The following is a 14,126-nucleotide window of genomic DNA, read 5'->3' as shown; positions in this document are numbered from 1 at the left end:
GCCCCTCTCTCGATATAACACTCGTTATAACTATGGCAGATGGCGCGGACCGCTGTTCACCACGGCGTTCGTTGATGTCCGGGTGGGTCGGCCGCTGCCACCAGCGCACCTTCGATTCAGGGCTGCGAAAGCGGCCTCGACGTACTGGGTCGTGCGGTCGCTGCCGAGCAGGCCGACGCCCATGTTGTTCATGACGTACGAGATCGCGGCCCGGCGTTCGGCGTCGATCACGACCACCGATCCGCCCCATCCGGTCCAGAAACAGATCCGACCCGGCGGGAGATACGGCACCGCCGGGGACGGCAGTCCGAATCCGATGCCGAAGCGCAGATGCGCCCCGAGCACCAGGTCCGGCCCGTCGGTCTGCTCACTGAAGATCAGGTCGATGGTCCGCGGCGACAGCAGGCGTACGCCGTCGAGCGTGCCGCCGCAGGCGACGACGGAGTGGATCCGGGCCAACGACCGGGCGTTTCCATGCCCGTTGGCGGCACCGATCTCCGCGCGACGCCACTCCGGGCGCCACGACTCCTCGGCGCCGCCCAGGGGACCGGTGAAGGTCTTCATCGCCACACTGTTCGGATCGGCGCCGGCGAGATCACTCGACCGGAACGGCGGCGGTACGACATCGGCGACCCTGGGGAACTCGGAGTCCGGCAGACCGATGTGGAAGTCGGCGCCGAGCGGACCGGCGATCTCCTCGGCGACGAACCCTCCCAGGGTGCGACCGTCGATCCGCCGGACCAACTCGCCCACCAGATGACCGTAGTTGAGCAGGTGGTAGCCGGACGACGTGCCCGGAGGCCACCACGGCGCCTGCGCGGCCAAACGGGCCGTCGACGCGGGTGTGTCACGGACGTCGGCGACGGTCACCGGCCGGTCCCACCCCGAGACGCCGGAGGTGTGCGACAGCAGGTGCCGGACCAGCACGCCCTCCTTGCCGCGCGCGGCGAACTCCGGCCAGTACCGGACCACCGGGGCGTCGACGTCGAGCAGCCCCCGCTCCACGAGCAGCAGCGCCGCCAGGGAGGTGACCGTCTTCGTGCAGGACCACACGTTGGTGATCGTGTCGCGCCGCCACGGCGCCGTACGGCCCTGGTCGGCCCATCCGCCCCACAGGTCGACCACCGGCTCCCCCTCGACCGTGATCGCGATCGACGCGCCGAGTTCGTCGCCTGTGTCTAGGTTCTCGGACAGCCGCGCGGCCACCTCCGCGAAGCGCTCGTCGCACACTCCGTGCAGATCCGCCATGGTCAGCCTCCCGTCCGGATGCCGTCGCCGGCCGGGCGCACCGATGCGCGGGGCACACCGCGCAGCTCTCGGCGGAGGCTGGCGCGCGCGATGTCGGCGGAGTCCAGCAGATAGGTCTGGCGCATCCGCCACGGGGCGCGGTGGCCCTGCCGGGGGAAGCTCTGCACACCCCGCTGGACGTAGCCGGACGCCAGCTCGATCATGGGCTGTTCCCGGACACCGGGCTCTGCGGGCGGGGTGACGGCAGCGAGGTCCGCGCGGCGCATGTGGTTGAGGATGCGGCACACCAGCCGCGCGGTGAGATCCGCCCGCATCGTCCAGGACAGGTTGACGTAGCCGAAGCAGAGCGCGAAGTTCGGCACGTCGCTGAGCATGGCGCCCCGCCACAGCAGGTGACGTGCGGGCTCGACCGGCTCGCCGTCGACGCTGACCGCAATGTGCCCGAACGCCAGCATGCGCAGCCCGGTCGCCGTCACCACGATGTCGGCCGGCAGCACCCGGCCCGACCGCAGCCTGACGCCCTCGGCGACGAAGCTGTCGACGTGATCGGTGACGACGTCGACCTCCTCGCGCCTGATCGCCTTGAACAGGTCCGCGTCGGCCGTGATGCACACCCGCTGGTCCCACGGCGCGTACGACGGGGTGAAGTGCTCACGCACCGCCTCCTCGCCGATCCGCCGCGCGGCGGCCCCGGTCAGCAGCGCCCTCGCCCGGTCCGGGAAGCGCCGGCAATAGTGGTAGAAGGCGTTGGAGTAGGCGGCGTTGCGCGCCCTGACGACCCGGTGCGCCAGTCCGGCGGGCAGCCGCCGCCGGACCCTGGCGGCGAACCGGTCCTTCCGCGGCAGTGCGCCGATCCAGGTCGGCGTGCGCTGCAGCATGGTCACCTTCGCCGCGTCGCGGGCCATCGCGGGGACCAGCGTGATCGCGGTCGCGCCGCTGCCGATCACGACGACACGCTTGCCGGTGTGGTCGAGCCCTTCGGGCCAGAACTGCGGATGCGCCACCGTGCCGGCGAAGGACTCGATGCCCGGGAACTGCGGGTCGTGGCCGCGCTCGTAGTCGTAGTAGCCGGTGCACATGTAGAGGAAGGTGCACGTCATGGTGGACCGTCGCGGCTCGTCAGCGCCGTCGCTCCGCTCGACGGTCACCGTCCAACGGGCCGTCTCCCTCGACCAGTCGGCCGCGACCACCTTCGTGGAACAGTGGATGTGGCGGTCGATGCCGAACTCCTCCACGGTGCGCCGCAGGTAGTCGAGGATCTCGTCCCCGTCGGCCATGGAGTTCTCGCCGGTCCAGGGCTGGAACGGAAAACTGAGCGTGTAGATGTCGGAGTCGGCGCGGACCCCCGGGTAGCGGAAGAGATCCCACGTCCCGCCCAGGGACTCGCGGGCCTCCAGCACGGCGTACGACCGGTCGGGGCACTGCGACTGCACCCGGTACGCGGCGTCGATGCCGGAGAGCCCCGCGCCGACGATCAGGACATCGACATGGGCGGGCAGCGAGGCGGGGAGCGGGGAACTGGTCATGGCACCCGAGTATCGAAGCGGCTGAACGGCCCTGCTTGACTCTGCGCGACAAAAATTTAACTCTGCACGACACCCGGTGACGATGGCGTGCACCTGGCGTCACGACGCACCTGCGTCGGCGTTCTGCCGAACCAGCGGCGCGCCGCTCGGGTCAGGGCCGCCTGACCGGCCAGCTCCACCAGCGACGCGACCTGGGAGAAGGGCATGTCGGTCCCCGTCAGCAGCCGGTGTGCGACGTTCTTGCGGACGTCGTCGAGGATCGCCTGGAAGGAGGTGTCCTCTTGCGCCAGCCGCCGCTGCAAGGTGCGCGGATGCATGTGCAGCCACTGCGCGACCAGATCGATCCGCGCCGGGACCGTGCCCAGAGCGCGGCTGACCGCCGACCGCACCGTGGCTGTGACGCTCTCGCGGGGATCGGTGCAGTGCGCCTCCAGGTACTCCACGACCATGCGCCGCAGTTCGGGGTTGACCGGAGTCGACATCGGCTGGGCGAAGAGCTTCGTGGGCACCCGCAGCAGGGCGCGACCGGTGTCGAAATGGACCGGCGCACCGAAGAACTCGGTGTACACCGATTCATGCGTCAGCGGCGGATGGGGCAGGTAGACGCCGAGCAGCTCGTATCCGCCGCTCATCGTGATGAGATTGCGGTGCAGCAGACCCAGCCCCGCGTCGATCGTCTGCGGCTCGTACGGAGCGTCCGGATGCAGCATCCGGTACTCGACGGCCCCGACCCCCGCATAGCGCTCGGGATCGTCCGCACGGGACAGGCGAATGCCCTGGTTGTGCACGAACAGGAACCGTGACGCGCAGTCCAGGCCCTCTCCGACCGTGTCGCAGTTGCCGACCGCCAGGGCCAGCGGGCCGAGCATCGACATGTCCTGGTACGCGGCCAGACGCAGCCCGAGATCCGGACAGTCCAGTGTCTTGGTGGCGCGGCGCAGGATCCGTCCAGCCGTCACCGTCGGCAACAGCCCGTGATCGGAATCCAGGTCGCCCGGCGAAACGCCGAACTCGGCCAGCAGCCCCGCCCCGTCGCCGCCGAGATTGTCGATCAGACGATCGATGCCCCGGATCGCAGCGGCCCGGATCTCCATCTGCATGACACTCGCCATAGGTTTGCTTCACACTAGAATATGACGGACGTTATAGCCAGGGGGTTGAGAGGGGTTCGTCCGTGACCAAGTCCAGTGCGACGGTGCGCCAGCGGATCGTGGCCGGTGCGGCCGACATGATCAGTCGGCGCGGGCTGAACGCCACGAGCATCCGCGAGACGGCCAAGCACGCCCGGGCGCCGCTCGGCTCGACGTATCACTACTTCCCCGAGGGCAAGCAGCAGCTCGTCACCGAAGCCGTCCGCTACACAGGGGCATGGACCGCCGGCAGTCTGCGCAAGGAACTGGAGGCGGGACCGGTCGCCGGACTTCGCGCCTTCCTCGCCCTGTGGCGCAAGATCGTCGTTGACAGCGACTTCCGGGCCGGCTGCCCCGTCCTGGCCGTCTCCGTCGAGGAGCCCCCGGCCGATGAGCCCTCGGCAGCTGTCCTGGCCGCCGCCGACGTCTTCACCGAGTGGGAGAGCCTGCTGGCCGGATCGCTGCGCGAGCACGGCGCCGAGCCGCGGCAGGCGGCTCAGCTCGCGACGCTCATCGTCGCGGCGGTCGAAGGGACCGTGGCCATGTGTCGCGCCAAGCGCAGCCCCCAGCCCCTCGACGACACAGCAGAGCAGTTGCAGGCCCTGATCCTCGCCGCGATCAAGGACTGACCTCACGCCCCCAGCGCCGCGCGGACCGCCTTGACCCGCTCCTCGGTGAACACCCCGCTCTCCAGCAGCGGCAGGATCGACAGCACACCCCCGGACGAGCCCCAGCTGCCCTCGTCGATCACCCGAAAGTTGACCCACCAGGCCGGCGACGGCTTCTCCAGCCCGTAGGCCGCGGCCAGCGCGGCCAGGACCCGTTCGATGACCTCGGCCCGCACCGCGGGCTGCCAGGCTGCGTCCATGACCGCGATGTCGATCACCATCACGTCGAGCTCCGGGCCGGCGTCCGCCAGCAGCCGGCCGCCGATGGCCATCATGTCCCGCTCACGCTCCACGAAGTGGACCTGGAACCCGACCCGGGCGGCCGGGGCGTGCTGCCCCACCTCGGGCACCAGCACCGCGTCCGTCAGCGTCTCGGCCAGCTCACGGCGCTGCTCCAGGCTCAGACGCCCCGTCGGCGCGTTCACGGTCAAGATGGTCACGGCATCCTCCTATGACAGTCGCTATAGAGCGCAGCCTACACTCACCTATAACGACTGTCATAGCCACCTGGGCCGTGCGCCGGTAGCCGCCGGGCGTGGTGCAGAATTCCCGCGTTGCGCCAGGGGTGGGGAGATAGCCTCGGCGCTGTCATCGTCCAAGGGGGAGGGGCAGCGGTATGCAAGGGCAGGACTGGATCGAACGTGCGGGAGAGCTGTTCGAAGCGGCGATGTTCGGCGGGGACACGGCCGCGCTGGACCGCTCCGATGACGTGCTGGACTCCGTCGAGGCGCCGCTTTCCATGGCGCGGGGCAAAGTACTGCACGTCCGCTTCCTGAACGACCGGGAAGAGAACAGCCAGGAACTGGTGCTGTTCGAGCGGGCCGCCGAGCTGTACGAGCGTCTGGGGGACGCGTCGGGTGAGGCGGACGCGTTGTTCTGGGTCGGCTGCTGGCACCAGGTGGTCAAGGGCGACGGCGCCGCGGGCACGCCGTACTTCGAGCGGTCGTACGCGCTGGCGAAATCCGTCGATGACCGGATGACGATGTCCTATGCGGTTCGGCATCTCGGCTTCGCCGACAGGGACGCAGGCCGATTCGATCAGGCCCGTGAGCGGTTGACCGAATCGGTGACACTGCGCCGGGAGATCGGCTTCAGGCCCGGGGAAGCGGCCGGCCTGGTCGCGCTGGCCTACCTCACGGCCGAAGCCGGTGACCCCTCGGCGGCGTTCCACCACCTCGACGAGGCCCAGTCGGTCGCTGAGAGCTGCGGCGCCAAGGCGGTGTCCGGGTGGATCGAGCAGGCCCGCACGCTCATCCGCTCCTAGGATCTGATGGGAAGGTGCTGGTCACAGCCACGTGTCGACCTGATCTCAGGTCACGCGCGCAGGTGGCGCAGGGCGCGTGCGGCGGCATGGGCACCGCACATTCCGTGTGCGCCGGGGCCGGGCGGGGTGGCCGCGGAGCACAGGTAGTGGCCGGGCAGCCCGGTGTCGTAGGGCTGCAGGGTGAGGCGCGGACCGGCGATCAGCTGAGGGATGTCCTTGGCGCCCGTCATGATGTTCCCGCCGGCGTAGTTCGGGTTGTAGGCGGCGAACCCGTCCGGGGTGCGCACCGTGGCGCCGATGATCCGGTCGCGGAACCCGGGGGCGTACCGCTCGATCTGGGCGATGATCGCCTCGGCGGCGTCGCCCGAGTAGCCGTTCGGGACATGGGCGTATGTCCACAGGGGGTGCACTCCGCCGACGGAACGTGTCGGGTCGGCCAGATACTGCTGCCCGACCAGGACGAACGGCCGCTCCGGCATCCGTCCGGCGTGGATCTCCCGCTCGGTGGCGGCGATCTCGGCGAACGTGCCGCCGACGTGCACCGTGCCGGCGCGCCGCGCCGCTTCGGCCGTCCAGGGGACTCCTCCCTCGACCGCGAAGTCGACTTTGAACGCCCCCGGTCCGTACCGGAACCGCCGGTAGGACCGGGCCACCCGCGACGGCAGCCGATCGCCCAGGATGTCGACGAGGGCGGTGGGCGCCACGTCCCAGACCGTCACGCCCGCGGGCGGCAGATCGGCGAACGACCGCACCCGAACGCCGGTCTCGATCTTTCCACCGAGGTCGAGCAGCAGTGCCGCCATGGCGTCGGTGATGCGGCGCGAACCTCCTTCCGCGACGGCCCACCCGTGCCGATGCCCGGCGGTGAGGATGCCGAGCCCGATGCTTGCGCTGAGCGGACGGTTCAGGGGGTGGAAGGCGTGTGCCGCGACCCCGCCCCACAGAGCTCTGGCCTCCTCGCCGGTGAACAGTTTCGCCAGCAGCGACGCGGGGGCCAGTGCAGGGAGGCCGAACCGGGCGAGGCGCACAGGGTGCCGGGGAATGCGCAGCAGCGGGCCGAGAATGTCGTCGCTCAGGGTGTCGTACGACGATGACGGGCCCTCGAACAGGCGTCGCCAGCGTCGGCCGTCGGCGCCGAGACCCATGGCGGTGTCGGCGACCGAGCGGTGCAGTACCCCGGACGCACCGCCGTCGAGCGGATGGACGCAGTCGATCTCCGGCAACGCCCACTTCAGCCCGTAGCGGTCCAGGCCGAGGCTCTGCAGGAAGGGGGATCCGACGGCCATCGGGTGGACGGCGGAGCAGTGGTCGTGCAGCAGCCCGGGAAGGATCGCCTCACCGGAGCGGGTGCCACCGCCGATCTCGTCGGCCGCCTCCAGCACCGTGACCTGGACGCCCGCCCGAGCCAGGGTGAGGGCGGCGGAGAGGCCGTTGGGTCCGGCGCCGACCACGGTCGCTGTACTCATGTCGTCCCGCTCTTCCTGTCGTCCCGGCTTGCCGGCTTCCCGGCTTCCCGGCTTTGGGACGAGTCTGCCGGGTCGCCCACCGACTCCTGCTGCGCCGGCTGCTGTGTCTCCTCGCGCCGCGCCGACGACTGCTCACACCAGGTCCGTGCGCAGGTTTCCGAGGACCGGGAAGGACACAGGTCGGCACGGCCGGCGGGAAGGTCTCAGCAGTCGATCGGGCGGAGGGGGTCGTCGCTGAGGCTGGTCGCCAGCCACTGCTCGACGGCGGTGATGTGGACGGTCGCGGCGGAGGCTGCCAGCAGCGCGTCGCGTGCCTGGAGGGCGCGGAGGATCTCCTCGTGGTCCTGGTGGGCACTGTCGAGGGCATCACGGGTGCGGCTGCCTCGGACGATGCGTACCCGCTGGGTGCGGGTGGAGAGCACCTGGAGCAGCATCGAAAGGACCGGGTTGGCGACGGCTTCGACGATGCGCAGGTGGAAGGCGATGTCGTGGGCGACGAACTCGTCGACCGTGGCGGCGGAGCGGCAGCGGTCGAGGATGTCGCGGAGTTCCTTCAGGTCGTGCGGCTGCAGTACGGCCGCGGCCAGTCCGGTCGCCTGGGATTCGAGGAATCTGCGTACCTGGAGCAGTTGCAGGGCTGTACGCCCCTGGGAGACGTCGGCGGCGAAGGACAGCGTTTCGAGCAGGAGGTGGGGCTCCAGGCTGGAGACATAGGTGCCGTCGCCCTGCCGGGTGACCAGGATCCGCATGGCGGTCAGGGCCCGGACGGCTTCCCGCAGCGAGCTGCGGGACAGGCCGAGCTGTCCGGCGAGGACCTCCTCCCTGGGCAGGCGGGAGCCGGGCGCGAGTTCCCCGGCGACGATCATCGCCTTGATCTTGTCCATCGCCTCGTCGGTCAGTGCCACGAGGGTGCCTCTCTGTACGGAGTGCGTGGGGGTCGTCGCGCTCCGCCCGGTCCGTCTCCGGGCGCCGGGCGGAGCCGCCGTGGGCCGGCGTCTACTCCTGCTTCTCGCCGGAGGCGAAGCGGGAGATGACCAGGGCGACGATGATGATCGCGCCGTTGAGGAACTGGTTCCACAGCGGCGGCACGCCGGCCAGGGTCATGACGTTGACGACCAGTTGGAGGGTGAGGACGCCGGTGAGGGCGCCGAAGACGGAGCCCTTGCCGCCGTTGAGGCTGACCCCGCCGATGACCGTCGCGGCGAAGACCTGGAAGATCCAGCCGCTGCCCTGGGTGGCGGAGATGGAGCCGTAGTGGCCGCTGTAGAGGATGCCGGCGAACGCGGCGAGCAGGCTGCCGATGATGAGGACGACCCAGACGATCCGGTCGACGCGGATGCCGGCGGTGCGGGCGGCCTCCGCGTTGCCGCCGATCGCGTACAGCGCCCGCCCGTGCCGCAGCCAGGCCAGCGCGCTGCCGCCGATCGCGAAGAGCAGCCCGCACACCCAGATCGCGGCGGGCATCCCCAGCCAGGACGCCTTGCCCAGGTAGGTGAAGGAGGAGGGCAGTTCGACAATGGACTGGCCCTCGGACAGGGCGACTTGGAGGCCGCGCAGCATGGTCAGGGCGCCGAGCGTGACGATGAAGCCGTTGAGCCGCAGCTTGAGGATGAGGAAGCCGTTGACGGCGCCGATCGCCGCGCCGACCAGCAGGCAGAGCGGAACCGCCGTCCATTCGGGAAACAGGCCGAGGCCGTTGAACCGGCCGCCGCTGGAGGGCAGTACGAGCCAGACGGCGATGACCGGAGCGACGCCGATGGTCGACTCCAGGGACAGATCCATCCGTCCGCTGATGAGGATGAAGGTGGTGGCGAGGACGAGCAGGCTCAGCTCGGTGGACTGCTGGGCCACGCCGATGAGGTTGTCGGCGGTGAGGAAGGCCGGCGAGACGATGAACCCGATCAGCATCAGGACGAGGATGGCCGGGACCAGGGACAGTTCACGGAAGCGGCCGAGGTCGACCCGACGGCGGGCGGTGTCCGCGGCGGCCGGCTCCGCCGTGCTCGCGGTGGGCTCGGTGAGATCTGTGGTGGCGGACATGACTACCTTCCGTGCTCGTCGGTGCCGGGTGCGGTGGATGCGATGGTGGTGGCGACGCCTTCCATGGCGGCGACGACGTGTTCGTCCTTCCAGCCGCGGTCGAACTCGGCGACCGCCCGGCCGTGGAACATGACGACGACGCGGTCGCACACCCTGAGGTCGTCGAGTTCGTCGGAGACGATCAGCGCGGCCTTGCCGCCGTCGGCGATCTGCCGGATCCTGCCGAGCAGGAACTCCTTGGACTTGACGTCCACGCCGTTGGTGGGCCGGACGGCGACCAGGACGCGCGGGTCGGTGGCCAGCGCCCGGGCGACGACGACCTTCTGCTGGTTGCCGCCGGACAGCGCGGAGACGGGGGTGGCCGCCCCCGGCGTCTTGATGTCGAGATCCCGGATCATGTGCCGGGCGAAGGCCTTGGTGCGGGCGGGCAGGACCGTGCCGAACGGACCGAGCTGGTCGGTGACGGTGAGCGTCGCGTTCTCCGCCACACTTCGGTTGTGGACCAGCCCCTGGAGGTGGCGGTCCTCGGGGACGAAGCCGACCCCGGCGGCGAGGGCGGACGGCACGCTGCCGGTGCGCACGTTTCTGCCACCCACCGAGATCCTGCCGTCCTCGGCCCGGTGGAGACCGGCGACCGCCTCGCCCACCTGCACATTGCCGCTGGCCGTCGCTCCGGCGAGCCCGACCACCTCGCCGGAGCGGACCGACAGGGACAGGTCCTGGCAGGCGTCCGACAGCGTCAGGCCGTCGATCGCCAGCAGCTCCGCGCCACCGGCCCCCGCCGAGGGCCCGCTCACGACGGCGCCGCCCAAGGAGGCGGACTCCCCCGTCATCGCCTCCACCAGGCTCTGGTGGCCGAGTTCGGCCACGGGCGCGGTGAGGATGTGGGCCGCGTCGCGGTAGACCGTGACGGTGGTGCAGAGGTCGTACACCTCTTGCAGGTGGTGGGAGATGAAGAGGAAGGCGACGCCCTGGTCGCGGAGGTCACGGAGTTTGCCGAAGAGCCGGCTGATGCCGCGGGCGTCGAGCTTCGCGGTCGGCTCGTCGAGAATGATGAAGCGCGCGCCGAAGGACAGCGCCCGGGCGATCTCCACGAACTGCCGCTGCTCGACGGTCAGGTCCCTCGCCCGCGCGGCGGGGTCGACGGCCACGCCGTACTCACTGAGCAACTCCTCGGCGCGCAGGCGGAGTTGCTTCCAGCGGATGGGCTGTACCGCTCCGGCGCTCTGCCGGTTCAGGAAGAGGTTCTCGGCGACGGTCAGCTCACCGATGATCGTGGAGCGCTGGTAGACGCAGGCGACGCGGGAGCGCCAGGCGTCGATGTCGCCGACGGACGGCGCCGGCTCGCCCGAGAAGCGCAGGGAGCCGGTGTCGGGCTGCTGGAGGCCGGTGAGGATGGACACGAGCGTCGACTTGCCGGCGCCGTTGCGGCCGACCAGGGCGTGCGACTCGCCCGCTGCGATGCTGATGCGTGCGTCGCGCAGGGCGACGGTCGCGCCGAACCGTTTGCTGATGCCGGTCGCCTCGGCCACCGGGGCCGGGCGCTCGGGGCCGGTCGCCGGGGCGGTCGCGGTGTCCGCCATGGTGGATACCGTCCTTCGTGTGCGGAGGTGGGGCAGGGAAGCGGGGTGTGACGCGCTGGGGAGAGAGGGGACAGCCCCTCTCTCTCCTCGCGGCGGGCGGGAGCCGCCGGCCGTCAGCCGATGTTGTTGCCCCACAGGGCCTTGTCGGCCACGTTGTCCTTGGTGACCAGGGGCGCGGGCAGCTGGTCCTCGAGGCCGTTCGGGATCTTGATGATGGTGGAGCCGTGGTCGGTCGGACCCGGCTTGAAGGTCTTGCCCTCGGCCGCGGCCTGGGCGTAGTACAGCGCGTACTTGGCGTAGAGGTCGGCGGGCTGGGAGACGGTGGCGTCGATCTGGCCCTTGCGGATGGCGTCGAACTCCTGCGGGATGCCGTCGTTGGAGATGATCGAGATGTGCCCCGGCCGGCCGGCCGGCTTGAGCAGCTTCTTCTGCTCCAGCAGTGCGAGGGTGGGCTGCAGGAAGACGCCGCCGGCCTGCATGTAGACGCCGTTCAGGTCGGGGTGCTGGGCGAGCAGGCTCTGCAGCTTGGCGGAGGCCACGTCGCCCTTCCAGTCGGTGGGCAGCTCGAACACCGTTATGCCGGGGAACTTCTGCTTCATGCAGGCGGCGAAGGCCTCGGAGCGGTCGCGTCCGTTGATGGAGTCCAGGGCGCCCTGCAACTCGGCGACCTTGCCCTTCCCGCCGAGCTGCTTGCCGAGGAACTCGCAGGCCTTCGTGCCGTACGCCCGGTTGTCGGCCCGGACCACCATGTACACGTCGCCCTTGTCGGGACGGGTGTCGACGCTGACCACCGGGATCTTCTTCGACGCCAGGGTGTCCAGGGTGGAGGCGATCGCGCCGGTGTCCTGCGGCGCCATGACGACGGCCTTGGCCCCCGTGTTCTGGAACACCTGCACGTTGGCCACCAGCTTGGTGACGTCGTTCTGCGAGTTGCTCAACGGCAGGGCGTTGGCGCCGTCCGTCGTGATGTCCTTCTTCAGGTACTGGGCGTAGGAGTTCCAGAAGTCGGAGTCGGAACGCGGCAGGTCGATCCCGATGGCCGGCTTGTCATTGCTGGAGCCGACCGCGTCGGCACCGTCGCGGTTGCACGCGGTGGCGAGCGACATCGCCGCGAGGACGGCAGTGACGGCTGCGGCGGTGGAGCGGGGGCGAGCGAGCTTCATGACCGTGTTCTCTCTTCAGGCAGGGCGGGGAGCCGCCGGGCGACGGTGGAGGGTGGCGTGCTCGCCTGCGGGGGAAGGACGAGGCTGCCGGCCGGGCAGGCTGCGGATCCGGCACAGGGCACGTGCGGACCGCGTCGGACGGGGCGTGAGCGAGGGTCAGCCAGAGGGACGGGAAGGCCGAACGGCCGCACGGGGCGAGTCGAATGCGGGCACCGGATCGTGCGGCCATTCCTCCGATGTATCTCGGACGTCGAGGACGTTACGACGGCGTTGCCGGCGTTGACAAGAGTCAGCCCCCATGGATTTGCGGGACATCGGGCCGCGGGAGACCACGGGCCCGCCCAGGTGCCCTTGATCGTCGTTACATCCGCTTTCCACCTGGGCTTATGCCTCTTCCCTGGGGTGCCGACCAGTGCGCGGCAACAGCTCACAATTCGGCAACAGCACCCCCATCGGGACGCTCGGCGACGGCTCGCCAGGAGCGCGCGACGAGGCGCCGGTCCCTCCGAAACCAGGAGATCCATCAGACGCATCCCACTCTCATCAGGGACGACGACTGCGTGAGCGCTCTCCGGATTCATCGGAGGAAGGAGTCGCATCCGACCCTGCTCCACGGCGACATCAGCGCATTTCAACCATTCAGATGGGCCGGAACTACTGCGACGGGCACATACATCCGAGGTCTCCGTTGTCAGTCGGCCTTCCTGCGGTTTACAGTCACCGTGCCGCCATACCTCCGATGACTGTGGAGGGCGATCGAAGTCCTCCCGCACGGTCCGGCCCAGGGCGCTGATGGCGGCGCAGCCCGTACGGCCGATCGCCCCCTCACGAACCACCCATGGCAAGGGAGCTCCCAGTGAAACTGCTACGAGTCGGCGCGCCCGGCGAGGAGCGGCCCGCTGTCCGCACCGACGACGGTCGGCTGCTGGATCTGTCCTGCGTGGCCTCCGACATCGACGGCGCCTTCCTCGCCGGGGACGGTGTCGACCGGGCGCGGGCGGCGGTGGCCGCGGGCCGGCTGCCCGAGCTGGATGCGGACGGTCTGCGGATCGGCCCCCCGGTCGCCCGCCCCGGCAAGATCGTCTGCGTCGGTCTGAACTACCGCGACCACGCCGAGGAGACCGGCGCGCCGATCCCGCCGCGTCCGGTGGTGTTCATGAAGGACCCGGGCACGGTGGTCGGTCCGTACGACGAGGTGCTCGTCCCGCGCGGCTCGGTGAAGACCGACTGGGAGGTCGAGCTCGCGGTCGTCATCGGCCGCCGGGCCCGCTACCTCGACGGGCCGGCCGCCGCCCAGGACGTGATCGCGGGGTACGCGATCAGCCATGACGTCTCCGAGCGCGAGTTCCAGCTGGAGTACTCACCGCAGTGGGACCTCGGCAAGTCCTGCGAGACCTTCAACCCGCTCGGACCGTGGCTGGTCACCGCCGACGAAGTCGGCGACCCGCAGGATCTCGGACTGCACCTGAGCGTCAACGGCGTGCAGCGGCAGGACGGCCACACCAGCGACATGATCTTCCCGGTCGACCACCTCGTGTCGTACCTGAGCCGGTACATGGTCCTGGAGCCGGGCGACGTGATCAACACCGGTACGCCCGCAGGCGTCGCCCTCGGCCTGCCGGGCACCCCCTACCTGCGCCCCGGCGACACGGTCGAACTCTCCATCGACGGGCTCGGCGGGCAGCGCCAGACCTTCGGCCAAGCGTGAAAGGCACTCCCTTGACTGCAATCTCCGCTCGGACCGCCCGGATCACCGCGGTCGACGCCTTCGACGTCCGCTTCCCCACCTCGCGGGAACTGGACGGCTCCGACGCGATGAACCCGGATCCCGACTACTCCGCCGCCTACGTGGTGCTGCGCACAGACGCCGGAGACGGGCTCGAAGGCCATGGCTTCACCTTCACCATCGGACGCGGCAACGACGTCCAGGTCGCCGCGATCGGGGCGCTGCGCCCGCACGTCCTGGGGCGGTCCGTGGACGACCTGTGCGCCGACCCGGGCTCGCTCAGCCGCGACCTGATCGGGGACAGCCAACTGC

At 70.2% G+C, this 14,126-nt stretch carries 12 protein-coding genes and 1 pseudogene; 4 read left to right on the top strand and 9 right to left on the bottom strand.

Translation table 11 applies throughout. The features are described 5' to 3' along the window. Window positions 1–30: 30 nt before the first annotated feature. Genes ACIBAF_RS45785 through ACIBAF_RS45775 form a run of 3 tightly spaced genes read right to left on the bottom strand, consistent with a single transcriptional unit; the run spans window position 31 to window position 3,874 of the window. Complete coding sequence (locus ACIBAF_RS45785) at window positions 31–1,248, bottom strand: serine hydrolase domain-containing protein (protein WP_399472167.1); 1,218 nt, start codon at window positions 1,246–1,248, stop codon at window positions 31–33. Window positions 1,249–1,250: 2 nt separating this feature from the next. Beyond that, window positions 1,251–2,774, bottom strand: coding sequence for a flavin-containing monooxygenase (locus ACIBAF_RS45780; RefSeq protein WP_399472165.1), 1,524 nt, complete (start codon window positions 2,772–2,774; stop codon window positions 1,251–1,253). 56 nt (window positions 2,775–2,830) lie between these two features. After that, window positions 2,831–3,874 (bottom strand): AraC family transcriptional regulator, encoded by a 1,044-nt coding sequence (locus ACIBAF_RS45775; protein WP_399472163.1) that lies wholly within the window; start codon window positions 3,872–3,874, stop codon window positions 2,831–2,833. Window positions 3,875–3,948: 74 nt separating this feature from the next. Between ACIBAF_RS45775 and ACIBAF_RS45770 the strand changes: the two genes are divergently transcribed. Next, complete coding sequence (locus ACIBAF_RS45770; protein WP_399472161.1) at window positions 3,949–4,533, top strand: TetR/AcrR family transcriptional regulator; 585 nt, start codon at window positions 3,949–3,951, stop codon at window positions 4,531–4,533. 2 nt (window positions 4,534–4,535) lie between these two features. Here ACIBAF_RS45770 and ACIBAF_RS45765 read toward each other — a convergent pair whose 3' ends face one another. Next, window positions 4,536–5,012 (bottom strand): 4-oxalocrotonate tautomerase family protein, encoded by a 477-nt coding sequence (locus ACIBAF_RS45765; protein WP_399472159.1) that lies wholly within the window; start codon window positions 5,010–5,012, stop codon window positions 4,536–4,538. 176 nt (window positions 5,013–5,188) lie between these two features. Between ACIBAF_RS45765 and ACIBAF_RS45760 the strand changes: the two genes are divergently transcribed. After that, window positions 5,189–5,836, top strand: coding sequence for a tetratricopeptide repeat protein (locus tag ACIBAF_RS45760; protein WP_399472158.1), 648 nt, complete (start codon window positions 5,189–5,191; stop codon window positions 5,834–5,836). A gap of 50 nt (window positions 5,837–5,886) precedes the next feature. Here the strand turns inward: ACIBAF_RS45760 and ACIBAF_RS45755 are convergent, their stop codons facing one another. The 5 genes from ACIBAF_RS45755 to ACIBAF_RS45735 all read right to left on the bottom strand — a co-directional run bounded on the left by ACIBAF_RS45755 (window position 5,887) and on the right by ACIBAF_RS45735 (window position 12,088). Then, on the bottom strand, window positions 5,887–7,302 hold the full coding sequence (locus ACIBAF_RS45755; protein ID WP_399472156.1) for a phytoene desaturase family protein: 1,416 nt from the start codon (window positions 7,300–7,302) through the stop codon (window positions 5,887–5,889). 203 nt (window positions 7,303–7,505) lie between these two features. Next, a complete protein-coding gene (locus ACIBAF_RS45750; protein WP_399472154.1) occupies window positions 7,506–8,207 on the bottom strand; it encodes a FadR/GntR family transcriptional regulator in 702 nt (233 codons plus the stop codon). Window positions 8,208–8,298: 91 nt separating this feature from the next. After that, window positions 8,299–9,342 (bottom strand): ABC transporter permease, encoded by a 1,044-nt coding sequence (locus ACIBAF_RS45745; protein WP_399472153.1) that lies wholly within the window; start codon window positions 9,340–9,342, stop codon window positions 8,299–8,301. 2 nt (window positions 9,343–9,344) lie between these two features. Then, on the bottom strand, window positions 9,345–10,925 hold the full coding sequence (locus ACIBAF_RS45740; RefSeq protein ID WP_399472152.1) for a sugar ABC transporter ATP-binding protein: 1,581 nt from the start codon (window positions 10,923–10,925) through the stop codon (window positions 9,345–9,347). A 113-nt stretch (window positions 10,926–11,038) separates the two neighbouring features. Beyond that, a complete protein-coding gene (locus tag ACIBAF_RS45735; RefSeq protein ID WP_399472150.1) occupies window positions 11,039–12,088 on the bottom strand; it encodes a sugar ABC transporter substrate-binding protein in 1,050 nt (349 codons plus the stop codon). An 856-nt stretch (window positions 12,089–12,944) separates the two neighbouring features. Between ACIBAF_RS45735 and ACIBAF_RS45730 the strand changes: the two genes are divergently transcribed. Together ACIBAF_RS45730 and ACIBAF_RS45725 are read left to right on the top strand one after the other, a co-directional pair. Next, on the top strand, window positions 12,945–13,796 hold the full coding sequence (locus ACIBAF_RS45730; protein ID WP_399472148.1) for a fumarylacetoacetate hydrolase family protein: 852 nt from the start codon (window positions 12,945–12,947) through the stop codon (window positions 13,794–13,796). Between the two features lie 20 nt (window positions 13,797–13,816). Further along, a pseudogene (locus tag ACIBAF_RS45725) lies at window positions 13,817–14,126 on the top strand (fuconate dehydratase); the annotation flags it as partial.

It is taken from the genome of Streptomyces sp. NPDC051677 (genome assembly GCF_044453465.1).
Classification (GTDB): domain Bacteria; phylum Actinomycetota; class Actinomycetes; order Streptomycetales; family Streptomycetaceae; genus Streptomyces.
The sequence above is the reverse complement of the archived record's forward strand: the minus strand, read 5'-3'. Positions and strand labels throughout refer to the sequence as shown.